General features: G+C 52.9%; 19 protein-coding genes. 5 read left to right on the top strand and 14 right to left on the bottom strand.

All coding sequences use genetic code 11. The features are described from left to right. Nucleotides 1–88 precede the first annotated feature (88 nt). From ytvI to WBG83_RS10565, 7 genes are all read right to left on the bottom strand, one after another. Nucleotides 89–1,138, bottom strand: coding sequence for a sporulation integral membrane protein YtvI (gene ytvI, locus WBG83_RS10595; protein WP_336744991.1), 1,050 nt, complete (start codon nucleotides 1,136–1,138; stop codon nucleotides 89–91). 40 nt (nucleotides 1,139–1,178) lie between these two features. Continuing rightward, nucleotides 1,179–2,528 carry a hemolysin family protein gene (locus tag WBG83_RS10590; protein ID WP_336744990.1) on the bottom strand — a complete coding sequence of 450 codons (1,350 nt, stop codon included), beginning with the start codon at nucleotides 2,526–2,528 and terminating at the stop codon, nucleotides 1,179–1,181. A gap of 30 nt (nucleotides 2,529–2,558) precedes the next feature. Next, nucleotides 2,559–3,698 (bottom strand): radical SAM/CxCxxxxC motif protein YfkAB, encoded by a 1,140-nt coding sequence (gene yfkAB, locus WBG83_RS10585; protein WP_336745024.1) that lies wholly within the window; start codon nucleotides 3,696–3,698, stop codon nucleotides 2,559–2,561. Nucleotides 3,699–3,982: 284 nt separating this feature from the next. Continuing rightward, nucleotides 3,983–5,554, bottom strand: a complete 1,572-nt coding sequence (locus WBG83_RS10580; protein ID WP_336744989.1) for a glycoside hydrolase family 43 protein — start codon at nucleotides 5,552–5,554, stop codon at nucleotides 3,983–3,985. 268 nt (nucleotides 5,555–5,822) lie between these two features. Continuing rightward, nucleotides 5,823–6,908 carry an HD-GYP domain-containing protein gene (locus WBG83_RS10575; protein ID WP_336744988.1) on the bottom strand — a complete coding sequence of 362 codons (1,086 nt, stop codon included), beginning with the start codon at nucleotides 6,906–6,908 and terminating at the stop codon, nucleotides 5,823–5,825. A 165-nt stretch (nucleotides 6,909–7,073) separates the two neighbouring features. Further along, the gene (locus WBG83_RS10570) at nucleotides 7,074–7,898 is read right to left on the bottom strand and encodes an undecaprenyl-diphosphate phosphatase (protein WP_336744987.1); all 825 of its coding nucleotides are present in this window, start codon (nucleotides 7,896–7,898) and stop codon (nucleotides 7,074–7,076) included. Nucleotides 7,899–8,203: 305 nt separating this feature from the next. Beyond that, on the bottom strand, nucleotides 8,204–9,661 hold the full coding sequence (locus WBG83_RS10565) for a bifunctional metallophosphatase/5'-nucleotidase (RefSeq protein ID WP_336744986.1): 1,458 nt from the start codon (nucleotides 9,659–9,661) through the stop codon (nucleotides 8,204–8,206). Nucleotides 9,662–10,264: 603 nt separating this feature from the next. On the opposite strand from WBG83_RS10565, the gene WBG83_RS10560 reads away from it, so the two are divergent. From WBG83_RS10560 to WBG83_RS10550, 3 genes are all read left to right on the top strand, one after another. Beyond that, nucleotides 10,265–11,011 carry a molybdenum cofactor biosynthesis protein MoaE gene (locus WBG83_RS10560; RefSeq protein WP_336744985.1) on the top strand — a complete coding sequence of 249 codons (747 nt, stop codon included), beginning with the start codon at nucleotides 10,265–10,267 and terminating at the stop codon, nucleotides 11,009–11,011. Beyond that, entirely contained in the window at nucleotides 11,008–12,051 is a 1,044-nt protein-coding gene (locus tag WBG83_RS10555; RefSeq protein ID WP_336744984.1) for a ThiF family adenylyltransferase, read from the top strand. The genes WBG83_RS10560 and WBG83_RS10555 overlap by 4 nt, the downstream gene beginning before the upstream one ends. A gap of 294 nt (nucleotides 12,052–12,345) precedes the next feature. Then, nucleotides 12,346–13,404 carry an HD-GYP domain-containing protein gene (locus tag WBG83_RS10550; protein WP_336744983.1) on the top strand — a complete coding sequence of 353 codons (1,059 nt, stop codon included), beginning with the start codon at nucleotides 12,346–12,348 and terminating at the stop codon, nucleotides 13,402–13,404. A 363-nt stretch (nucleotides 13,405–13,767) separates the two neighbouring features. Here WBG83_RS10550 and WBG83_RS10545 read toward each other — a convergent pair whose 3' ends face one another. Then, on the bottom strand, nucleotides 13,768–14,889 hold the full coding sequence (locus tag WBG83_RS10545) for a C40 family peptidase (protein WP_336744982.1): 1,122 nt from the start codon (nucleotides 14,887–14,889) through the stop codon (nucleotides 13,768–13,770). A 563-nt stretch (nucleotides 14,890–15,452) separates the two neighbouring features. Between WBG83_RS10545 and WBG83_RS10540 the strand changes: the two genes are divergently transcribed. After that, nucleotides 15,453–15,674 (top strand): hypothetical protein, encoded by a 222-nt coding sequence (locus tag WBG83_RS10540; RefSeq protein ID WP_336744981.1) that lies wholly within the window; start codon nucleotides 15,453–15,455, stop codon nucleotides 15,672–15,674. Between the two features lie 139 nt (nucleotides 15,675–15,813). On the opposite strand, the gene WBG83_RS10535 is transcribed toward WBG83_RS10540, so the two are convergent. Then, nucleotides 15,814–16,164 carry a hypothetical protein gene (locus WBG83_RS10535; RefSeq protein ID WP_336744980.1) on the bottom strand — a complete coding sequence of 117 codons (351 nt, stop codon included), beginning with the start codon at nucleotides 16,162–16,164 and terminating at the stop codon, nucleotides 15,814–15,816. A 530-nt stretch (nucleotides 16,165–16,694) separates the two neighbouring features. On the opposite strand from WBG83_RS10535, the gene WBG83_RS10530 reads away from it, so the two are divergent. Further along, complete coding sequence (locus WBG83_RS10530) at nucleotides 16,695–17,165, top strand: hypothetical protein (protein ID WP_336744979.1); 471 nt, start codon at nucleotides 16,695–16,697, stop codon at nucleotides 17,163–17,165. 350 nt (nucleotides 17,166–17,515) lie between these two features. Here WBG83_RS10530 and sufB read toward each other — a convergent pair whose 3' ends face one another. The 5 genes from sufB to WBG83_RS10505 form a co-directional block, all read right to left on the bottom strand. Then, nucleotides 17,516–18,913 (bottom strand): Fe-S cluster assembly protein SufB, encoded by a 1,398-nt coding sequence (gene sufB / locus WBG83_RS10525; RefSeq protein WP_336744978.1) that lies wholly within the window; start codon nucleotides 18,911–18,913, stop codon nucleotides 17,516–17,518. A 27-nt stretch (nucleotides 18,914–18,940) separates the two neighbouring features. After that, on the bottom strand, nucleotides 18,941–20,164 hold the full coding sequence (locus tag WBG83_RS10520; RefSeq protein WP_336744977.1) for a cysteine desulfurase: 1,224 nt from the start codon (nucleotides 20,162–20,164) through the stop codon (nucleotides 18,941–18,943). Further along, complete coding sequence (gene sufD / locus WBG83_RS10515; protein WP_336744976.1) at nucleotides 20,161–21,468, bottom strand: Fe-S cluster assembly protein SufD; 1,308 nt, start codon at nucleotides 21,466–21,468, stop codon at nucleotides 20,161–20,163. The genes WBG83_RS10520 and sufD overlap by 4 nt, the downstream gene beginning before the upstream one ends. A 23-nt stretch (nucleotides 21,469–21,491) precedes the next feature. After that, complete coding sequence (sufC, locus tag WBG83_RS10510) at nucleotides 21,492–22,319, bottom strand: Fe-S cluster assembly ATPase SufC (protein WP_336744975.1); 828 nt, start codon at nucleotides 22,317–22,319, stop codon at nucleotides 21,492–21,494. A 101-nt stretch (nucleotides 22,320–22,420) separates the two neighbouring features. Then, on the bottom strand, nucleotides 22,421–23,002 hold the full coding sequence (locus tag WBG83_RS10505; RefSeq protein ID WP_336744974.1) for a DUF1802 family protein: 582 nt from the start codon (nucleotides 23,000–23,002) through the stop codon (nucleotides 22,421–22,423). Between the last annotated feature and the right edge of the window lie 187 nt (nucleotides 23,003–23,189).

Below are 23,189 nucleotides of genomic sequence, written 5' to 3'. Positions count from 1 at the left end.
GCGTCAATAGTCCCACATCCTCTGCAGGTGAATTTGGACGAATTAACTAGCCCGATTCGTATACCAGGGACAACAGGCCACGCTTTTACTATTCCAGCTTAATGCGGAACTTCAGCAGGCCGACCCTGCGCATCGCCTGATACACAATCACGACAATCGGGCCCAGGAACAAGCCGACCACACCCACAAGCTTAAAGCCGATATACATGCTGATCAGCACGGACAACGCCCCGATGCCGACAGACGCGCCCACGATTTTGGGCTCCACGATACGCCGGAACAAGGTGATGACTGCAAACAGAATGAGGAGACCGAGTCCCAGGAACAGGCTGTCCTCCGTCAGCATGGAATAAACAGCCCAAGGAACGAGCACAGATCCGGTGCCGAGCACCGGCAGAATATCAACAATAATAATCAGCAGCGCAATCGCCAGCGGATACTCTACGCCAAGAATAAGCAGACCGACCAGCGTAATGACATAGGTTAGCGCGCTGAGCAGCACCTGGGCCCGAAGGAAGCCGAATATCGATCCGCGCAAATCAAGCAGCACGTTCTCCACCTTGGGCAAGGAGCTTTCATCGAACAGGGAAAGGAACGAATTCTTTACACCCGGCAGGCCGATGCAGAACATAAACAAGGCGATGATGAAAACGATAAAAAACACAAACAGCCCGGGAATCGTCTTGGCGACATTGATAAAATACGCAGAAATTCCCGCCACAATGCTGTTGAGGCTTTCGATTAGCGTTTTCAGGCCGGCATTGAGGCTAGCCTCCAGCTGATCCGCGACCTCGGGGGAGAAGGAGTTAAACAGCTGATCGGTATTAACAGTGGCATCCTTGAAATAATTGTTGGCGTTATCCAGATAAACAGGAAGCTTATCCCAAAACGCCACAACCTCCGTAACCACCTTCAGCCCCAGCAGGTAGAAGATGCCCAGCACGACGAGCGTAAACAAGGCACACACCACAATCGCGGAGCTTGCCCGGTTAATTCGAAGCCCTTTCATAAGCAGCAGAATTGGCGTTTCCAGAAAAATGGCCCCAATCAGGGCAAGCAGAAACGGCGCCCCGATTGTAAACAGGCCGTACAGCAGCAGGAGCACTACCGCTATCGTGATGAAATGCTTCCTTGTCAAATGAATTCACCTCTTTATCCATTCCGCTCTTCTACACTTCTTATGCGTGGGGTTCATCCGTATGCTGCTGTTCTCCTGATGCTGATTTCGGCGCCAGCCGGTGAATATGCACCCGTACAATACGGAGCCGGTCCACCTCGGCCACCTCGAACGTGTAATTGGCCTGCTCAATGCGGGCCCCCTTGCTCGCTTGCCCTTCCAGCTGCTTAAACAGCCAGCCCCCGATGGAATCGACCTCCTCGTCAATAATTTCAATATCCAGCATGTCATTGATTTCCTCCAGCAGCATTCTGCCGTCTACGGAAATGGTCTGGCCTTTGACCTCGACATCCTCCCGCTCATCCTCGTCGAATTCGTCCCGAATCTCGCCGACGATTTCCTCCAGGATATCTTCTGTCGTCAGCATTCCGGCCGTACCGCCGTATTCATCAATCACGATGGCGATCTGTGCCCGTCTTTTTTGCATCAGGCGCATGACATGGCTAATCTCCATTGACTCCGGCACGGTAAGCACCGGTCTCAGGTACGTTTCCAGCCGCAGCTCCTCACCGGCCGGAGCCGTAAGCAAATCCGTAATATGTACAAAACCGATGATACGATCTTTATCGCCCTCCGCCGCAACCGGATAACGGGTGTGCTTCGTTTGAAAAACATGCTGCAGGTTTTGTTCCAGAGGCAAATTCGTGTAAAGGCAGTCCATATCGATTCGCGGCAGCATGACTTCCCGGGCCAAACGATCGGAATATTCGAAAATATTGTCAAACAGCACCATCTCGTCCTTGTCGATATGTCCGCTGCGGGCGCTTTGATTCATCAGTATTCGAATCTCTTCCTCCGTATGCGCCTCGTGCTCCGAGGCGGGCTGGACACCAAGCAGCCGGAGCAGCTTGTTCGCAGCTCCATTCAGCAGCCATATGGCCGGCATAAAAATGTTGTAAAAGATCATCAGCGGACCGGAGAGCCAAATGGAAACCGTCTCCGACTTCTGAATCGCCAATGATTTCGGCGCCAGCTCTCCCAGCACAATATGAAGAAAGGTAATGACAGCAAACGTAATGGCGAACGCCAGCGTTGAGCTGTAGGATGCCCTTTCCAGGCCAAGCCAGCCGAGCAGGGGCTCGACCATCAGATGGTTGACCGCAGGCTCACCGGCATATCCAAGTCCAAGGGAAGCCAGCGTAATCCCAAGCTGCGTCGCAGATAAATAAGCATCCAGGCGTTTGGTTACAGCCAGAGCGTGTTTGGCTTGACCTTTGCCCTCGTCCACGAGCTGCATAAGCCGCGACTGGCGCACCTTGACCAGCGCAAATTCGGCAGCAACGAAAAAACCGTTAAGCAGGACCAGAAACAAAACAAGGAGCACGTTCAATACGATGGCTGTCAACACCATTCGTCCCTTCTGAAAGTGAGTAAGTGCGGATTACAGGATCGCCTTGCGCTTCATGAAATCAACATCCCGGTAATACATATCCGCCACGAGCAGATTAGGCCCGCAGCAGGCAGCAGCCGGACAATAACAGCTGACCTTGTGATTGAGCGGATGATCAAGCCAGCGGTCAAACACGGAATCGAGTGTATCCGTATATACGCTGCCCAGCGCAGGGACATCAGAGAAATCAGTCACGAACACGTCCCCGGTAAACAAATTGACATTAAGCCGGTTGCGTCCGTCAGGATCGTTGCGCACGGTCACATTCCGCTCGCTCCGCAGCCGGTTGAGAAGACGGCGGTCTTCACTGTTCTCGTTGCAGGAATAAAACGGAAGTGTGCCGAACAGCATCCACATGTCCGGATCGCGGCTGTCAAGCAGGCCGTGAATCGCATCCCGGAACTGCTCCTGCGACAGCATCGGCAGCTGCTCTGCAAATGCGCTCGGATACATCGGATGCACTTCATGGCGGCGGCAGCCCATTTCGCCGATGAGACGGTGAATCTCTGGCAGCTTATGATGAGTGCGGTAATTGATCATCGATTCGGCAGACACATACATGCCGCCTTTGCTGAGGGCTACAGTATTGTCTACCATACGTTCGTACAGCTTGGCGGCAGCCGCGTAAGACACCTCATGTCCGGTACGCACAAAACCGACATCATGAAAATCATGGGCGTTGATGTAATTAAAGGAAATATGCATGACGTCCAAATAAGGGGCCATCTGCTCATACCGGGATAAATCCAGTGTCAGATTGGAATTAATCTGAGAGCGTACGCCGCGTTCGCGGGCATACTTCAGGAGCGGCACGATATACTCTTTCACGGTTGAATCCAGCAGCGACGGCTCTCCGCCCGTAATACTGATTGTCTCCAGCGTCTCAATTTCATCCAGCCGCTTCAGCATCAGGCTAAGCGGAAGCCGCGCACCTTCGCTGCGGGCCAAGGAATAACCGACCGCGCAGTGCTCGCAGCGCATATTGCACAAGTTCGTGACGGTCATCTCCACACTGGTCAGCGTATGCCGCCCGTAGGAAGTCAAAGAGCGCAGCGGGTCCCACGGATCATAGTCCGGGCCAAGCGGAGTCAAACCGGCCGGATAAGTTCCCGTCAGCCGCTCGGCAGGCATCGCTTCAGTAGGAATTGTATCTTTTTTTCTCATTACATAATCACACCTGACTGTTCATTCGTATCCCTTTATTTTACCGTATTGCCGAAATGTTTTCCACAACCTTACTTACAGCCGCATCAGCCGCCCGCCCTGTACGACTTCGAACTGCATGGCAGCTGTACACAGCTGCTTCCGGCAACAGGTCTGAATAACCTGTTCCCAGCCTCTAGAGCCTGAAATAACAAACTGCCGCCAGACCCTGGTTTCAGCGGCCGGCAGCAGTTGGTATGCGCCTATCTATATTATGATTGAATTTCCGTATATTCAAACCAGTCAAAATCCGCATAGCTGTCGCTTGCTTGTCCTCCGCTGCTGGCATACAAGCCCATGTACGCGCCTACGAAGCCTCCGGCCACGTCTGAGCTGAGGATAGTCCCATCCGCATCCTGAACCAAGAGCTGCCATTCCTCAGCCGCTGTAGCGAAGTAAAAGCTGTACGCCTGCATAGCTGCCTCGACCTTGAGGTAAAGCTTTTGCGCCCGCAGCTCCTGCTCGCCAAGCACCCGCTCCTCGCCTTGTCTGCGTTCAGTCAGCCGAATGCGCGTCTTCCCTTCCCAGATCCCGTATTCGAGACGGAACTGAAAATCATTGTTTTGCAGCAAAACCAGACCCGCCGTTTCCCCTTCCCGCTGCGGAGCAAACTCCATTACCGTCCGGGCCGCGAAGCTCAGGTGCTGCTGACGGCGGCCGACAAAGCTCGGGTTGGCCGTCTCCGACAGCTGCTCCGGCTTCAGCTTCAGCCGCAGATGCCCCGGGCGCTCCGTCAAGCTCCAGTACTCACCGCGCGGCGTACGAAGGAAATTCCAGCGCAAATCGAGCTGCTCCCCGTCAAAGCTATCGCAGGCAGGCTGCGTCGGCCAGCGCCGCTCAGGCAAATCCGGACGGCGGGATTCCATCTCGACAATCCCTTTGCCCGGATTAACTACCGGCCAGCCGTTCTCCCATTGCATCCGCACCAGGAAGGTTTCCCGGCCAAGATTGCGGTATGGTCCGCCATAAGGCCGTGAGGCCAGACAAACCATCCACCATTCCCCATTTTGAGTTTCCACCATGTCCGCATGGCCAACGTTGAATATCGGGTAATTTTGGCCCAAATGGCGATGGGTCAAAATCGGATTCATTTTGCACACTTCATACGGTCCGGTAATGGACTCGCTGCGTGCAATCGTCACGGCATGGGTGAACCCGGTGCCCCCCTCGGCGATGAGCAAATAGTAATAGCCGTTGATTTTGTACAAATGCGGCCCTTCCTGGGCATGTGCCTGCTTAACCGCGCCATCCCACAGGCTGTGCTTCGGTCCAATCAGCTGCTTCGTCTCCAAATCCAGCTCCTGCATCCAGATTTCCATATGCTTCGGATACTGCTGGCCGCTCGGCGGAACACGGTTGCCGGTATAATACACTCTGCCGTCATCGTCAAAAAATAACGATGGATCGATCCCCGGCGCATCCTTCAGCCAATGCGGGTCAGACCACGGGCCGGCCGGGTCTGCTGCGGTAACATAAAAGTTTTTGCGCTCTCCGGTCTGACTGACAACAAAGGTGGTAATCATGTAAAAAATGCCGTTATGGTACCGCAGGGTCGGGGCGTAAATTCCCTTCGACGCCGGCGTCCCGTCCAGGTCGAGCTGGGACGGGCGATCCAGCACATGGCCCAGCTGGCGCCAATGGACCAGATCCTTGCTATGAAAAATCGGAACACCCGGAAAATATTCAAAGGTGGACGTAACTAAATAATAGTCGTCACCCACCCGGCAAATGGACGGATCCGGGTAAAAGCCCGGCAAAATCGGATTACGAAATGTGGCGGTCACGAAGGCACCCTTCCTCTCTCAGATCGTTTACCCATCCATTATAAACAAGCCAGACCGGCCCGTCTGCACTTCGCATTGTCCGGTTACGGGCAAACTTATCTTTATTTGCTCTCCCGGGCTTCCCCCGGCTCGTCGAAGCTCGGCCTGCAAGAAAGCCGCGATCGCTGCACCGGCCGATTCGGCTCCGGTTGTTTTTCACCGAATGGGGATAGGGTTACAGGGGGGGAACTAAATCAAAAAAAAAGCGCTGCCCAGCGCCCGCCAGTGGTCAAGCTTCACTGACATTCGTAATGAGCAGCGTATGTTGTTTGGATAAGTCCACTTCATAAGGGGCCGTCTCCTGGCCGTCCGCATCCTGCAGGATACGTACAATGGGACGGGCCGGGTAATTCGCGTTAATATCAACGACCACACCGGTTTCCCCGGTATTCAGCTGCACGGACAAGCCTAGCGGATAAATGGCGACCCGGTCGCGGAACAATTCGATCTTGTCCTTATCATACAGCGTGCCGGAACCGGTATACAAAACCTCAAGCGCCTGGTGGGGCAGCATCGCCCCGCGGTAGACGCGGTGAGTCGTCATGGCGTCATAGGAATCCACCAGCCCGATCCAGCGCGCGAAATCGTGAATTTCGCTTCCTCCGATTCCCCGCGGATAGCCGCTTCCATCCAGCCGTTCATGATGCTGGAAAGCGCAGTGCGCGGATAAAAGCGGAATGTTGGGCTCATCCTTCAGCAGCCTGTAGCCGATCTCCGCATGCCTTTTCATCGCATCGAATTCGCTGGCCGTCAAGGAGCCCGGTTTATTTAGCAAATCCATAGAAATTTGTGTTTTGCCGATATCGTGCAGCAGCGCGCCGAGTCCCAGCGTGAACAGCTCATCCTGTGAATAGCCTGCGCACATGCCGAGCATCGTGGAATACACACATACATTCAGGGAATGCTGGTACAAATAATGATCACAGATGCTTAAATTCATGAGCATGGCCATCGCCGTCTCATGACGGCTCAAATCGTCGATGACCATATTCAGCACGCTTCCGAACGTTTTGCTGAGCTGAAGTGCGGGCGCGCCTTTTCTCCGGGTGGATTCGTCCATCAGCTTCCGGAACTGGCCGCGAATTTCCCCCATCGCCCGGCGGCGGGTCTCATCCGTAATCATGTCCGGCACAGTGATATCATCGGTCCGCGGATCTTCCACGTACACATAATTAATCCCAAGCTGATCCAAACGGCGGATAAGGGCATCCGTTAATTCAACATGCTCTCCAAGAAGAACGAGGCCTTCTTCACTGTATATTTTTTTTCCCAGCCGCATGCCGGCTCTACAGGAACGAATAGATAGTAAGCGCATCGGTTTAGCCTCTCGTTCTTTGAATATATGCTAGGCACTGTTAATGTTAATGTAGCCGATTATTCAAAAAAGAGCAATACAAAAACCGACTCCATTCGAGCCGGTTTTCGTGCTTGTCCTATTCTTTGCCCGGCTGGAAGCCTGTTTCCGTCAGGCTCTGCCGCCTTACAGCTTTCCAAGCAAAATGTAGATCAGAAACGCACCCGCCGCAATAAAACGGTAATACGCGAAGTAAGACAGGTCCAAACGGGAAACCAGGCGGATGAACCACAGCACCGCCAGCAGCGCCACAATAAAGGAAACCACGAAGCCAACCGCGAAAAAGCCGAAATAGTCCATGCTGAGATATTCATAGTTTTTGAGAAGCTTATAGCCTGACGCGGCGAACATCACCGGAATTGCAATCAGGAAGGTGAAATCCGCTGAAGCGGCACGGCTTACGCCCGCCAGCATCCCCCCGGCAATCGTCGCTCCCGAACGGGAGAAGCCCGGCCACAGCGCAAGGCACTGCGACAAGCCGATAAACAGCGCCTGACGGTAAGTCAGATCGTCCATATCCCGCGCCGTAACAGCCGGCTGCTGCTTTTCCCCCACAATGAGGAAAATTCCGCCCAGCACCAGACCAATCAGCACCGTATACGGTGAAAATAAATATTGTTCAATAAAATCATCAATAAAAAATCCGATGCCCATCGCCGGGACGATTGCAATCAGCACGTGCAGGAGGTTCATTCTTCCGCCGCTTGCGCTTGGCGGAGCCGAAGGATCGCGCCACCCGAACAGCCGCAGCACCCGCTTCCAATACAAAATCAAGACGGCCAAAATCGCCCCGAGCTGAATCACGATCTCAAAGGTCTGCATGACAACATCGTCATGCGGATAACCGAGCAAATCGCTTGTCAAAATCATGTGTCCTGTGGACGATACCGGAAGGAATTCAGTCAGCCCTTCGACGATGCCAATAATAATGGAATGCCATAATTCATACATGCCTGGATCCCAATCCTCTCTGCCTTCTATATGGATAGCTAAAATAACCTCTCTCATTCTACTCCGGTCCGGCGCAGCCTGCAAGTAAAGGAAGTTGTTAAAACGACGGCGCGGGCTGCTGGAGAGATAGCTGAATTGTTGTTGCTCGCGAACAGAGCTTGGTTCAGAGCAGCAGGCAAAGCCCTGAAGATTGAGGCTTATACGTTCCTGACTGCTGCTTAGCAGTGCTGAGGCCGAACAGCAGCAGGCAAAATTCAGAGTAAGGGCACGATCATCAGGGCACATATGATGAAACAATATAAATACTACCGGCCTGCACGATCCGGCCCGGACAAGGGTGCAGAATGCCAATGCTTCTGCAGGCAGGCGGCAATTTCCTCGGGACGCTGCAGCTGATCCAGCAGCACATCCCGCAGAAATTCCGGCATATAGAACTGCTGCTCCTCGCCCTCCTTCAAGGATAAATAGCCTTGTCCGAACGTGAACATATCAATCGAGCCGACACTGTAGCGCAGCTCGTCCTGGAGCGGATTGCCTTGTACGGAGACGGACACAAGCCGTTCATAGGGCGGCCGGCTGCGGTCGTAGCGAATCGTCATCCCGTCTACGCACAACGTGCCCAGCTCCTTCCCCCGAAACCCGTAGCCGCGGATAGCAAGGGCAACGAACTCCGGCAGCAGCGCCTCCTCCAGCGCCCGGCGGAGATTGGCTCCGGTCACAAGCATCCGGCAAGGATTGATCGGGTGCGGACAAATGGCAAGCAGCCGTTCAAGGGTGACGGGACCGGCCTCAAGCCCGTCCAGCAGCTGACCGGCGTTGACCAGGCCGATCTCCGCGCCTGTCCACCGGCGCAGACCGGAGGCCAGCAAGTTCCCAAGCGGGGATTCTTCGCCGCTTGCCGCCGCGATAGGCTCGGCTAAAGTTACAACAACCCGGTCAAGCGCTTGAATGGCCTGCCTTCTTTTAAGCTCGATGAGCCGCTCCAGGTCGATATCGGCCGGAACCCCCGCCATATCCAGGCATTGTCCGCTAATGCGGCCCGGCCGTTTGGCTTCCGGGTCCCACTCGATGGAGACAACGCCGAGATGAGTGCCGTACTTACCGGCGGCGCAAACCGCCGTTGTGCCAATCATGAGCGGCTCCGGAAGCAAATGATGCGTATGCCCGCCCAGAATGACATCAATGCCCTCGATCTCCTCGGCCATACGCTTATCATGGTTGAGGCCCAGATGGGACAGCACGACCAGAACATCGGCCTCCTCGCGGAGCTGCTTTACATAGCCCGCAACGATGGACAACGGCTCAAGCTCATCCCAGCCAAGCGGCTTGTAAAATTCGGGATAGTACGCGGTTACCCCAATAAAGCCGACCCGGATTCCGCCCGCTTCACACAAATAGGTCGGTACCATCCACGGCGCCAATTGGCCGTTTGCCTCCAGCAAATTGCTCCCCAGGATGTGGAAATCCGCTGAGGCGTAGGCCGCTTCAATTGTTCGATGAGGGAACGTCAGGCCTTCGTTATTCCCCAGCACGGCCACGTTGTAACCGGTGGCGTTCATAACCGCTACATTGGCCGTCCCCCCGCTGCCGTCCGTCTCCGGCCGCATCCGGTCCATATGATCCCCGCAGTCTATGCGAAGCACTGGATATGGGGCATATTGTGCAGTAATCCGATCCATGGCCGTTTTTAATTTAGGCATTTGTTCGAAATGGCTGTGTATATCGTTCGTGTGCAGCAGCACCAGCTTAGCGGCAGCGGCCATCGCATGTCCCTCCTTGTGTATCCAGCCGGCAGGCATTCATCATCCCAATGAAGTATTGCTTCATGCGCCCGAAACATCGGGTATATCCAAAGTTCTTCGACTCCCGTAAAAGAAATCCTGCCGGACCTTCATCGTTTTCCAGCCTGTGCCCGACTGATCACGGGCCCGGGCCGGAAGACGCGCCGAACTACATTTTACACCTGAACCAGCATGAAATTAAAGCAAAAGCTTCTGCAGAGCACTCTGGACCGCGCTAAAGTCGGCAATCTATCAAGAGGCTTCGGCCGGAAGTGGTACGCTGCCGTTTTTTTCGGGCCGGTCCGATTGAAGCGATTTTCGCACTGCGCGCTGCTCTTGGCCAGTGGAGGGTAGCTTAGCGCTGCATGACAAGGTTGACCATTTGCAGCACACATGAAGTGACCCGCCGGATCTGGGAACTTGCAAAAAAGCTCCTCTTGCATTACAGCTGCCTGCCGCGGGTAGGCCGGTTACAAAGGCCATTCGCGCATTTTGTGCGTGTCTATCTCCTCTACTAACATATGAATTTGGCAGGCAAATATGATATGCTGATTCAGATCACCCTTGTTTGCTGGAGGTGCCGAAATGGTATTGACAATTCATGTGTTTGCCGGACTTGGCGAGGCTTGCGGCGCGCCGGTTCTGCAGCTTGAAATATCCGGGCAGGAGCCTCTTACGGCAGGCCTGCTCAAGCAGGAGCTTGCGGCGCGTCATCCTGCCGCCGCAGCGCTTATCCGGGCCTCCTTTGTGGCCCGGAACCAGGCCTATGCCGCCGACGGCGACCTGATCAGCGCGGACGACGAGCTCGCGCTGATTCCGCCGGTCTCCGGCGGCCAGGCCCCGCAGCCGGCTGATGCGGAGCCGGCTGCAGCCGCGCGGTTCACGCTGACCCGTGAACCGCTTCAGGCGGAGGCGGTGGCTGCGCTTGTCCGCCACCGCGATCACGGTGCCGAGCTGGTGTTTATCGGCACCACACGAGAGCATACGCACGGGCAGCGGACCGTGCTTCTGGAATATGAGGCGTACGCCCCGATGGCGCTGCGCACGATGGAACAGATTGGCGCTGAAATCGCGGAGCGCTGGCCCGGCACCCGGACCGCCATCGCCCACCGGCTCGGACCGGTCGGCGTCGGCGAAATTAGCGTTATCATTGCGGTTTCCGCCCCGCACCGGCCGGAATGCTATGAGGCAAGCCGATACGCGATTGAACGCCTCAAGCAGATCGTCCCCATCTGGAAAAAAGAAATATGGGAGGATGGCGCCGAATGGAAGGACCATCAGCTCGGGCCCTGGGACCCGACAGCTCCCGCAGCAGAAGGAGAACAACCATGAATGAACTCGAACGCGATACGCGTTATTCCCGGCAGGTGCTGTTCGCCCCGATCGGCGAAGAAGGACAGCGCCGGCTGATCGGCTCCCGCGTGGCTATAGTCGGCATGGGCGCACTGGGCACCGTGCTCGCCAACCATATGGTCCGGGCCGGAGTCGGCTTCGTCCGCATCATCGACCGCGACTTCGTCGAAGCCAGCAATTTGCAGCGGCAAATGCTGTACGACGAGGACGATGCCCGCCAGTCCCGGCCCAAGGCTGCGGCTGCGGCCGAAAAGCTCGGCCGGATCAACTCGCAGGTGACTGTAGAGCCTCACATCGTCGATCTGAATACGCTGAATGCCGAAGAGCTGCTGACCGGCGTAGACCTCGTGCTGGACGGGACGGATAACTTCTCGGTCCGTTTCCTGATTAACGATGTCTGTGTGAAGCACGGCATCCCCTGGGTTTACGGAGGAGCCGTCAGCTCCAGAGGCGTCTCGCTGGCCGTTTTGCCCGGCGACACCCCTTGCCTGCGATGTATCTTCGGCCAGCCTCCGGCGCAGGGCACAGCGGAAACCTGCGATACCGCGGGTGTTATCGGGCCGATCATTCATCTGGTCGCTTCGTATCAGGCAACAGAAGCGCTCAAGCTATTGATCGGCGCCCGGGAGAAGGTCAACCCGCGCATGATGCATTTTGATCTGTGGCATGGCCACCATTCCGGCGTTGATGTTAGCGGCGCCCGCAAGCAGGACTGTCCAGCCTGCGGAGAGCGGCATTTTGAATTCCTGGAGGCGGAGCGTGACGGAGACATGATGCAGTCCCTCTGCGGCCGAGACAGTGTCCAGATTGTGCCGTCCGCGCCCCAGCGCTTTGATCTGCAGGAGTGGGCCCAAAAATGGAAGCCGCTCGGCAACGTGGAGGCGAACCCGTTTCTGCTGAAGCTGCACCTCCCCGGGCAAATCACACTGGTCCTCTTCCCCGACGGCCGTCTGCTCGTGCAGGGCACGGGCGATATGACAATAGCGAAAACCTTGTACAGCAAATACATCGGGATGTAGCCTGGGAAAAGCCGGCTGGCGGTTCTGCCGAAGCGGTTACTTTTTCACCAAGCGGCTGCGACAGGTTCAAAATTTGCCTTTCAAGACACGCCCCAGAGCATGGGGACGGTGTCTTTTTTGTTTCGATCCAGCCGGGCCGCCTCCTGCTGTATATTCGGGACAACGGCCCAAATTTTAGGCTATACGGATTATTGCTTGCAGACGGAATACCTCTTTGGAACCGTTGTCAAAACGAATCGAACTTGATACAATGGTATCGAAAATTCCATTATTTTGTAGAGAGGGCGCTGGCGCTTGAGAAAACATATCACGGATCTACAAGTCGGTGATAAGCTTAGCGGGCATATTTATAATCGTCACGGCCTGTTAATTTTATCAGCAGGAGCAACACTGGATTCAGAAGGGATTTCCAAGCTCTTCCTTCATAACATTGATTTCATCGACATCGAAGATCGTGCAGAAGACCGTGTACCCGCCCAATTTTCCTCTAATCCGGAGGCCATTCGGGAGCTAAGCGAGAAGGTACAACCCTTGTTTGACAGCGCCATTAATCATATGAAAGGTTTGTTTAAACAGGTAAGCGATGGTAAAACGCTTAATTTGAAGCAAACATCTCAAGGCTTCGAACCGCTCATAGAGAAAATGCAGACCCGCCAGGATTTGGTATCCATCTTGCTGACGCTTACGAGTACAGATGAGTATACCTATCAGCATAGTGTCCAGGTAGGCATTCTCTCCTACTATCTTGCCAAGTGGCTGCGCCACTCGGAGAAGGACGCAGAGCTCGCCGGTCAAGCCGGTTATCTCCACGATATCGGCAAAGCCAAAATCCCGGCCTCGATTTTATCCAAGCCGGCCAGGCTGTCGGAAGCGGAGTTCGCCGAGATTAAGAACCATCCGATTTATGGCTATGAGCTGATCAAAGCTTCGCTCAACAATGAGCTGGTGGCGACAGCAGCCCTGCAGCATCATGAGCGCTTGAATGGCAAAGGCTACCCCGCAGGCCTGGAGGAGCGGGAAATCCATCCGCTGGCGCGAATCGTCGCGGTTGCCGATGTGTACAGCGCAATGATTTCTTCGCGTGTGTACCAGAAGGAACGGGATTTGCTGCATGTTCTTAAAGAGCTGCACCGGCTCAGCTTCGAAGAGCTGGACCCCGAGGTCGTTCATGTATTTATTAAGAACATGCTGCCGAACTTCGTGGGCAAACGATTCTCCCTTCGAACCGGAGAAGCCGGAACCATTGTTTGGATTAACATGCATGACTTTTTCCGCCCGCTTGTGAAGCTGGAGGATCATTTTATTGATTTGTCCAAGGAACGGGATTTGGAAATCGATACGATTTATATGTAGGCTTTTGGTCCAAAATAAATCGAAAAGCTCCCCGCCTAAAAGGCTGTCGCGGCCTTCGCTTGCGGGGAGCTTTTCTCATACCGGAAAGCCGCTTGCTGCTGCAGCCCTCACTTGTTCTGGTCTGGTTCTGACCTCTGGTCCTGACTCCGGTTCTGGCTCCAGTTCTGACCTCTGGTTCTGGCTCCAGTTCTGACTCCAGTTCTGACTCCAGTTCTGATTCCGGTGCTGACTCTGATTCTGATGCCAGTTCTGACTCCATTCTGATTCCAGTTCTTACTCCGGTGCTGACTCCAGTTCTGACTCCAGTTCTGACTCCGGTTCGAGTGCTGATCTGTTCAATCGGCGGCTTTCCGGCCTTTCGGGTTACGGAGCCAGCCGGACTGCTTTAATGAAGGTTTCCTGCCAATACGGCTTTTCGATATTTGTAATTTGTACGCCGTCCTTCGGGATGGGGCACGCATGAATCATCTGTCCGTTCCCCATATAAATTCCGACGTGGCCTATGATACGATCCGTCCGAAAACGGCCCGGTACATAAAAAAACAGCAAATCGCCGCGCCGAAGGGAGTCCCGGCTTACCTCACGCCCCATTTCCCCCTGGGCTCTGGCTGTCCGCGGCAGGTTCATGCCGAACTTGCTAAAAATATAATCTGTGAACGTCGAGCAATCGAACCGATTACTGCTGGGATACGGCTCCGTTCCGAATTCGTACGGCACACCCAGATACCGCTTGGCGGTTGTAAGCAAGGCGCCCATATCAATATTACCCGCGGCCGCCGCCGGAACAGCCTGCTCCCGCTCGCTTACACCGGCTGATGCAGAACCGGATTCTTTCATGGATACGGATGGTCCATCCACCGGACCGACACTGGCATCCTTAAACGGGTCGTTCGGATCGTCCTTGAAGGAGGGCGCCGCCCCGGTCGCCTCGGCCAAATCATATTGCCCGCGCTTTACCTTATCGGCTGTACCATTGCCGGCCGGGTCCATGCGAACACGCCCATTTTCCTCCCCGAACCGGGCTTCCTTATCGAACAAAGCAGATAATGATGAAACCGGCAGGTAAGCCTTCCCCCCCTGCTCCAAGGGCGGGGCGTCCAGCTTAATCGGCTTGTCGCCCTTCGTAGCCTCCACAGCCCCAACCTTCAGCGTCCAATCCGGTCCGTAATCGCCGATATCGATCCGTCCGCTGGCGGGCTTCCAAGCGAGCTGGTATTCCAAGGCATCCGCAAGTTCACGAGCAGGAACATACGCTTTTCCATTCAGCATGGTTACAGGCAAATCCCGAGCATCGGCATTCGCCGGACCGGGTGCAAGCATCTCCGGGCCACCGCCCGGCCCGCGGCTGTTCATTGCAGCTGGTCCCGGAGGAGGCGTACCGCCATCCTGATTCGGCGCCGCTTGCTGCTGCGGCGTGCAGGCCGCGGTGAGCGTTGTTAATGTTAAGCATAGGCTTATCCACACCGTCCGCCATTGGTATCCCATAATGACACTCCTCGCACTTTTTCATCAAACAGAAATACGTTTCTATTGTGACAAAAACCGCTGAAGGCTATGCGCGGGCGATGGATATCGTTACAAAACAGGCCCTCCCATCTAAGCTTCTTCGCCGTTATAAATGCAAACATCCGTCCATACTGGAAATTAAAAGACCAGTAGAAGATGAGGTGCTTTCATATATTTGTAGCAAATTTAAAGGAAGGTCAACTCGAGGAACTGGATTCATAAGGCAAAAGCAATTAGACCATTCGCTCCCGGCTCCGTTAAAATATATAAAAACGGCAAAAAACCGCTGCTTCAAGCATACGGCAAAAGTTGCCCCTGCATCGGACTCAGGCGGTCATTTTTTAATGTGAACGGGTTCGTATGACGCTGCCATACTCACCATCTTTTCCTATAAATTATATCGGATTAAAAGAGTATAATATCATGCGTCTATGAGCATGGTCAATATTTTTCAATGAAAAATTCTAAAAATATATTGACCTGCGCTTAAAAATATAGTATTTTCTATCATGTAAGTAAATTGAAGGAAAGGGTGTTTGGTCATGGAAAAAATGTGTATGGATATGATGATGACAATGTGCATGGAGGACATGATGTCCAAAATGAAATGTATGAAAATGATGATGGACAAAATGTGCAGCATGGACATGAACATGGCGGACTGCATGGATATGGAAATGATGATGTCCAAAATGCAAGAGTGCGATGAAATGATGACCATGATGATGAAAATGATGAGCGAAATGAAACAAGCCTCCATGTAAAAAAGTCCGCAGCTCGAATCCCCAAATTCGAAAATGCGAACGTTCCAGCCTCAGAGCAGACTAGCTGCATGTTTTTTATTACCCTCAAATGTTCCTGCGGAGACGCAAAGCAGACAACTGCATGCCTCCAACTCTTCTATTATCCCCTTACCTCTTTATATTCAGCTGCATGCATCTTCCTTCCGAGCTCCAGCCTCTGAATTTTAAGCTCCCACATTTGCCGTTTAATTTCTTCTGTATCGGACAAGCTTTCACTTTCTTTAAGCCTTGCAAACAGCGACAACAGCTTTTCATTCAATTCCTCGAATTTCTTCCATAGCTCCCACTGTTGGACTTGCTGGCTCTCCTGCTGAAGATGTGTCTGGTGAGCGCGAAGCGTCTCCATAATCTGCTCCTGCCACTCCCGATCATTCAATGACCCCGCATAGTTATATAAATCCAAATAATCGTTAAACCAATTTATTTTATATGTAGATGTTGTTTTCATCATATCCGGCCTCTCCTTCAGCGCTTGCTGATTAGAATATGAACCCTTCCTTACTGTCCACCCAACCTTATACCTAGTATTATACTCGGATTTGTAAGGATTTCAACAGTTTTTTTAAAATATATACCCTTGACGGTGTCCAGACCGAGGAAGGGTATACATGCCGGTAAGGAAAATGAGGGTAAGGGTAAACCGGGACATAACCAAACATGGCTTGTAATGACACGCTCCTTTATTGTAATCCTCCTGTAGTATATAGGCGAACCCCCTTATTCGTTCCAGTTCCGAGCCAACAAGGAAATCAAAAAAACGCCCTTTCCGTTAGAAACGGTCAGGACGCAGTAAATGATGATGCTGGCTTAAGACCACATTTTTTCGAGTATATTCGAAAAAATAAGACATTACTCATCATTTTTCCCCAAATTTTTCTTAATTCTTAATCATACAGTATATTCTACTTCAGTTTAAAATCTGTTTCCCGGGAAAAATATAGTGTATGATTAAACCGTTATACATAGGGAGTTGAATTTTACTTGAAGAAGAAATCCTTAACATCACGATTTGGAATCGCAGCAGTTGCACTGGCCACTATGTTTAGCAGTCTTACAGTGACAGGCGCAGCAGCTGCAGAAAGCAGCAGAACGGTTTATTATAGCGTTCAAAGCAATACGGTTTGCGGAAATCTCAATACAAACCAACAGTACCGGGACAAGCTCGTCTTTAACATTAATAATCTAAGCGATGTGGCCACAGATGTTACGCTTTATCTGTACACTAAAAATGGCTCACAGCTGACAAGCGCAGGTATACAGGACTCTGGGATCACATCGGATATTACCCCAGGAACCCAAATTACTATTCCTGCAAATTCTACTGTTTCCTACTTCAGTCTCTTCGGGCTTTCATACCTTATCCAACAGCTTGAGTTGCGATCAAAGACCAACCTACGGCAAGATTGTCGTCAACTCCAATCATGGTCTGCTGCTTGCTTCTGGAGAATTTAGCGGAGATAAATATTTGCCTACTTCTACACCTATTCACTATGAAAGGTATGAATCCTCTACTATCATCGTAAACGGCGGCAATCCGTTTTAATGACAACGTGTCTGCAGTGACTTGACAGGCTACCGCCTAAGAGTCTCTGCAGGCACGTTTTTTATTTAAAATGATGCAGCCCATATAACAAAAAACACGTGCCTGGCGTCTTGAATGCAAGAATACCACGGATACATATCTACGGTAGGCGCTCGCCAACCCCCGTTCGGGACTTTCACCCTAGAGATGACGCCCATGCTGGGCGTACAATGAAAAATGCGCTGGCGAGCCGCCAGCGCGTTGTTTGTATGACAATATCTTAACCAATGGAACCTTCCATTTCGAACTTGATCAATCGGTTCATTTCGACCGCATACTCCATCGGGAGTTCTTTAGTGAACGGCTCGATGAAGCCCATGACGATCATTTGGGTCGCTTCAGCTTCGGTCAGGCCGCGGCTCATCAGGTAGAAGAGCTGGTCCTCGGACACCTTGGACACTGTTGCTTCGTGCTCCAGCGTAATATTGTCGTTCATGATTTCGTTATACGGAATCGTGTCGGACGTGGATTGGTTATCCAGAATCAGCGTGTCGCACTTGATGTTTGCTTTGGAGCCTTCGGAGTTGCGGCCGAAGGAAGCAAGTCCGCGATACGTGACTTTACCGCCATGCTTACTAATGGATTTCGATACGATGGTCGATGTCGTTTCCGGCGCCAAGTGAATCATTTTGGCACCTGCATCCTGATGCTGGCCTTTGCCTGCTACAGCGATGGACAGAACCATTCCTTTGGCTCCGCGCCCTTTCAGAACGACAGCCGGGTACTTCATCGTCAATTTGGAGCCGATGTTGCCGTCAACCCATTCCATCGTTGCGTTCTCGTAAGCCACCGCACGCTTGGTAACCAGGTTGTAAATATTCGGAGCCCAGTTCTGAATCGTTGTGTAGCGGGCACGAGAATTTTTCTTACAAATGATTTCAACGACGGCGCTGTGCAGCGAGTTCGTGCTGTAGATTGGCGCCGTGCAGCCTTCTACATAGTGAACGAAGCTGTCTTCATCCGTAATGATAAGCGTGCGCTCGAATTGTCCCATATTTTCGGAGTTAATCCGGAAATACGCCTGCAGCGGGATTTCACATTTGACACCCTTCGGCACATAGATGAAGCTGCCGCCGGACCAAACCGCACTGTTGAGCGCTGCGAATTTGTTATCTGTCGGAGGAATAACGGTGGAGAAGTATTCCTTCACGAGATCCGGATATTCACGAAGCGCGGTGTCCATGTCGGTAAAAATAACACCCTGCTTCTCCAGATCCTCCTGCATGTTGTGGTATACAACCTCGGATTCGTACTGAGCGGATACACCAGCCAGAAACTTCTGCTCGGCTTCCGGAATCCCCAGACGGTCGAAGGTATGCTTGATTTCCTCCGGCACCTCTTCCCATGTTTTCCCTTGGTTTTCCGTAGGCTTAACATAGTACGTGATGTCGTTGAAATCCAAATCGTCGAGGTCGCCGCCCCAACGAGGCATCGGCATCGAATTGAAAATATCCAGCGCCTTCAAACGGAAATTGAGCATCCATTCCGGCTCGCCCTTCATCCGCGAAATTTCTTCTACGATCTCGCGGGTCAAACCTTTCTTGGCACGGAATACGGAAATGTCCTTATCACGGAAACCATATTGGTACTCCTGCAGCTCCGGCATTTCTTTAGCCATTGTCATTCCCTCCTTAGTCAAAAAGCATTACTCTATCGATTGAAAAAAGCGGACCGTGTTGCGCAGCGACTGTACAAAACGGTCAATGTCTGCTTCAGTATTGTATAAATAAAAGCTGGCGCGCGCTGTAGCGCTTGCCTTCAGCCAGCGCATCAACGGCTGGCAGCAATGATGTCCGGCGCGAATGGCGATGCCTTCATTATCGATAACCGTCGCCACGTCATGCGCATGAACCTCATCGAGGTTGAAGGTCACCAAGCCGGTGCGGTTGCGGCTCGGCCCATAAATAGTAATGCCCTCTACCGCAGACATTTGCTCCATCGCATATGCCGCCAGACGGCGATCATGCTTATCGATAGCATCCATCCCGATTTCGCTGAGGAAATCGATGGCGGCGCCAAGTCCGACAGCTCCGGCAATATTCGGTGTTCCGCCTTCAAAGCGGTACGGAGCTTCCTTCCAAGAGGAGCTTTGCAGCTCGACGAAATCAATCATTTCGCCGCCGAATTCAATCGGCTCCATCTTGTTCAGCAGCTCACGCTTGCCATACAAAGCGCCGCTTCCTGTCGGAGCACACATCTTATGTCCGGAAAAAGCATAGAAATCGCAATCGATTTCTTGTACATTCACCTTCATGTGCGGCGTGCTTTGCGCTCCGTCGATAAGAATTTTGGCTCCATTGCGGTGGGCAATTTCGGCAATTTCCTTGACGGGGTTCACAACACCGAGCACATTGGAGACATAAGTGACCGCAACCATCCGGGTACGCTCGGTAATCGTCTTCTCCACGTCAGCAAGAAGAATCGATCCGTCCTCCTGCAGCGGAATATATTTCAGAACAGCACCTGTCGCCAAAGCGGCCTGCTGCCATGGAATAAGATTGCTGTGGTGCTCCATCGGCGTAATGACAATCTCGTCGCCTTCCTTCAGCACACTGCGGGCATAGCTGGTTGCAACCAGATTAATGCCCGTCGTCGTGCCGCGGGTGAAGACGATCTCCTCGCGGTGTGCCGCGCCGATGAATTTCTGGACCTTGTCACGTGCGCCCTCATAAGCATCGGTAGCCCGGGTGCCCAGCGTATGAACACCGCGGTGCACGTTCGCATTGTCCAGCTCATAGTAGCGTTTGATTGCCTCGATGACAACGCGCGGCTTCTGTGAAGTCGCCGCGCTGTCAAGGTATACAAGCGGATGTCCGTTTACTTCCTGCTGTAATATCGGGAACTGATCGCGGATGTCTGTGAGCGTCATTGCCCCAGCTTCCTTTCCACCAGCGATTGCAGCTGATCCTTCAGCTTATCCAGCGGAATCTCTTCCACCACCGGTGCGAGGAATCCGTAAATGATCAGCTTTTGCGCTTCTTCTTTTGAAATACCGCGTGACATCAAATAGTATACATATTCAGGATTTACTTGGCCTACGCTGGCTGCGTGGCCCGCTTTAACGTCATCTTCGTCGATGAGCAAAATCGGGTTCGCGTCTCCGCGCGCTTTCGGGCTCAGCATGAGCACACGCTCGGTTTGCTCGCCGTTGGCTTTTGTAGCGCCCTTTTCGATTTTGGTAATCCCGTTGATGATAGCCGTTGCCTCATCGCGCATGACTGCGCGGGTAATCATTTGGCTTGGCGTATTTTTTCCGAAATGGACCGCGCGTGTCGTAATGTTCAGCTTCTGGCTGCCTGTTCCCACGTTAATCACGGTCGCATCCGAGCTGGAGCCGTTCCCGAGCAGCTGAGTTGCGGTATCGGACATGATGTTGCCGTAGCTCATCTCGCCGATAATCCACTCAATGCGGGCATCGTTCTCCACATGCGCCCGGCGATAGGTCAGCTCCGTCACGGAAGGAGCCATGTCGTGCACCGAAGCAAAGGTCACCTTGGAGCCCGGCTTCGCGACAACCTCGACAACTCCGTTATGCGTCAGCTCACCGGCTTCCGAGGAAATGTAGTTATCCACGTAAGTAACCGAGCTGTTCGTATCAGCGACAACCAGCACGTGCGGAGCGAAGGTAGCTCCAGCTTCGGCGATAAACAGTGCCTGCAGCGGAACGCTGACCTCAACATTTTTCGGCACGTACAGGAAAACCCCGCCGTTCCATAATGCCGCATGCAGCGCGGTTAAGCGGTTCTCGTCCTTCTGGACAACGCTGAACAGGTGCTTGCGAACCAGTTCACCGTGCTCACGAGCGGCGGTTTGCAGGTCCGTAAAAATAACTCCCTGCTTCGCAAGCTCTTCGCTAAGGCGCTTGAACGTGATGCTTGAGCCTTGCTGAACAATGACTCCGCCTTCCGCCTGCTCGCCCTCGGTTTGCAGCAGCGCTTGCGCCGCTTGGGGCAAATCTTGAATAGAAGCTGCGACTGCAGCCTGCTTGTATGATCCGTAATGATCCAGATTCCAGCGGTCAATCCGTGTTTTCTCCAGCTTCGGCAGCTCCAGGCTCCCGGCCAGCTCCAATGCTTCAGCGCGAAGCGCAGCAAGCCATTCCGGTTCCTGATTTTGCTGCGACAGACGTGCTACGGCGTCCTGGTCCACCGGAAGAATGGTTTGTGTACTCATTTAAATTCCTCCCAGCAGCCTTCTTATTGATATTTCGGAGCGACCGTATTCATCGGCACCTTGAATTCTTCTTCTTCCGGAGCGACACGCTCGTCCACGATGCCAAGCTCTTCCTTCACCCAATCGTAGCCTTCGGCTTCCAGGCGCTCTGCAAGCTCCGGTCCGCCGGATTTTACGATACGGCCCTGCATCATAACATGCACGTAGTCCGGTTTAATATAGTTCAGCAAACGCTGATAGTGAGTAATAATCAGGAATCCGCGCTCTTCGCTGCGGGACGCGTTCACGCCTGCGGCTACGATTTTCAGCGCATCGATATCCAAGCCGGAGTCAATTTCGTCCAGAATGACGATTTTCGGGTCCAGCATCATCATTTGCAGAATCTCGTTGCGTTTTTTCTCCCCGCCGGAGAAGCCTTCATTCAAATAACGGTGAGCAAATTCAGGATTCATTTCGAGCTCCTTCATTTTGCTTTCCAGCTGGCGGATAAATTTGATCAAAGAAATTTCATTGCCTTCTTCGCGGCGGGCGTTAATGGCGCTGCGAAGGAAGTCGGCGTTAGTTACGCCCGTAATTTCGCTCGGATACTGCATAGCAAGGAACAGGCCGGCGCGAGCGCGCTCGTCTACACCCATTTCCAGCACATCTTCATCATTAATGGTGACGCTGCCGCCGGTAACCTCGTATTTCGGATGGCCCATGATGGCCGATGCAAGAGTACTTTTCCCCGTTCCGTTCGGACCCATGATGGCATGAACCTCGCCGCCCTTGATCTCCAGGTTAATCCCCTTCAGAATTTCTTTATCTTCGATAGTTGCGCGCAACCCATCAATTACAAACTTGGTAGACATGTTTCTAAGCTCCCTTCAAATCTTTAAAATCATTCTAAAATGATTCTCATTGATTCTCAATAATTATTATATCGTAACATAAACCATTAATAAAGGGCAATTTAAATCCCCTGAATAGCGGATAAAATCTCACTTCGCAGCGCTTCAAAGCGGGCGTCGTCCAGCACGGGCTTCATGGATAGGCCCGGCTCTATTTCCGTCTCAAGCCGTATCCAGGATTTACATCCGCTATAGCTCGGCAGCACCGGCAAATCCAGCGGCTGTTCCAGCTCGTAAACTCTCAGGATCAGCACATGCAGCGGTTTATTCCGCTTCCAGTGCAGCCTCTGCTCAGCGAAAAAGTCCGTACAAATATGATAACGGCTCAACCGCTGAATGACCGTCTCATCGGTCACCTCGAATTCGTCTGTCACCTCCGCATAGCATGCCAGATGCGCCGTTTCCTGCCCCGGGCTCCAGCTCTGCAGGGTAGCTTCAATTCCATGCCGGTGCTCCGGCTTCAATTGCTCCGCCTTCTGATGCTCATAGGCCGGATATAAGAAGAAGGAACGGCTTGCCAGCCGGAAATCCCTTGTTTCCTCTGCGATGCCGCCCTTGCGCATTATGAGCAGCTGCTCCCCCTTGCGCATCGCTTCTATAATGACCGCCCAATCCCGCAGCGCAATCGTCTCCGGTGTCTTCATGCAGCTTCACCCCCAACCAGTATTTCCTTTTTTTACGTTCATAATCGGCCGTACAAGCTTGAACCAAGGTCTATTATAAAACTGCACGGCAAAACAATGCAATTCATAACACGCATAACCGGGAAGAAAAGATCCATTCTAAGAAGGCATAACGCAGCACAGGTTCTTCGCGGGCTTGTTACGTTAT

The organism is Paenibacillus sp. y28 (assembly GCF_037137075.1).
GTDB lineage: Bacteria > Bacillota > Bacilli > Paenibacillales > NBRC-103111 > JBBBNV01.
The sequence above is the reverse complement of the archived record's forward strand: the minus strand, read 5'-3'. Positions and strand labels throughout refer to the sequence as shown.

What these genes read in the sequence shown, in the direction of transcription:
- WBG83_RS10590 (WP_336744990.1), bottom strand. Translation starts at nt 2,528, where the DNA reads ATGGTGTTGACAGCCATCGTATTGAACGTGCTCCTTGTTTTGTTTCTG.
- yfkAB (WP_336745024.1), bottom strand. Translation starts at nt 3,698, where the DNA reads ATGCCTGCCGAGCGGCTGACGGGAACTTATCCGGCCGGTTTGACTCCG.
- WBG83_RS10575 (WP_336744988.1), bottom strand. Translation starts at nt 6,908, where the DNA reads ATGCGCTTACTATCTATTCGTTCCTGTAGAGCCGGCATGCGGCTGGGA.
- WBG83_RS10570 (WP_336744987.1), bottom strand. Translation starts at nt 7,898, where the DNA reads ATGTATGAATTATGGCATTCCATTATTATTGGCATCGTCGAAGGGCTG.
- WBG83_RS10565 (WP_336744986.1), bottom strand. Translation starts at nt 9,661, where the DNA reads ATGGCCGCTGCCGCTAAGCTGGTGCTGCTGCACACGAACGATATACAC.
- WBG83_RS10560 (WP_336744985.1), top strand. Translation starts at nt 10,265, where the DNA reads ATGGTATTGACAATTCATGTGTTTGCCGGACTTGGCGAGGCTTGCGGC.
- WBG83_RS10555 (WP_336744984.1), top strand. Translation starts at nt 11,008, where the DNA reads ATGAATGAACTCGAACGCGATACGCGTTATTCCCGGCAGGTGCTGTTC.
- WBG83_RS10545 (WP_336744982.1), bottom strand. Translation starts at nt 14,889, where the DNA reads ATGGGATACCAATGGCGGACGGTGTGGATAAGCCTATGCTTAACATTA.
- WBG83_RS10540 (WP_336744981.1), top strand. Translation starts at nt 15,453, where the DNA reads ATGGAAAAAATGTGTATGGATATGATGATGACAATGTGCATGGAGGAC.
- WBG83_RS10535 (WP_336744980.1), bottom strand. Translation starts at nt 16,164, where the DNA reads ATGATGAAAACAACATCTACATATAAAATAAATTGGTTTAACGATTAT.
- sufB (WP_336744978.1), bottom strand. Translation starts at nt 18,913, where the DNA reads ATGGCTAAAGAAATGCCGGAGCTGCAGGAGTACCAATATGGTTTCCGT.
- WBG83_RS10520 (WP_336744977.1), bottom strand. Translation starts at nt 20,164, where the DNA reads ATGACGCTCACAGACATCCGCGATCAGTTCCCGATATTACAGCAGGAA.
- sufD (WP_336744976.1), bottom strand. Translation starts at nt 21,468, where the DNA reads ATGAGTACACAAACCATTCTTCCGGTGGACCAGGACGCCGTAGCACGT.
- sufC (WP_336744975.1), bottom strand. Translation starts at nt 22,319, where the DNA reads ATGTCTACCAAGTTTGTAATTGATGGGTTGCGCGCAACTATCGAAGAT.
- WBG83_RS10505 (WP_336744974.1), bottom strand. Translation starts at nt 23,002, where the DNA reads ATGAAGACACCGGAGACGATTGCGCTGCGGGATTGGGCGGTCATTATA.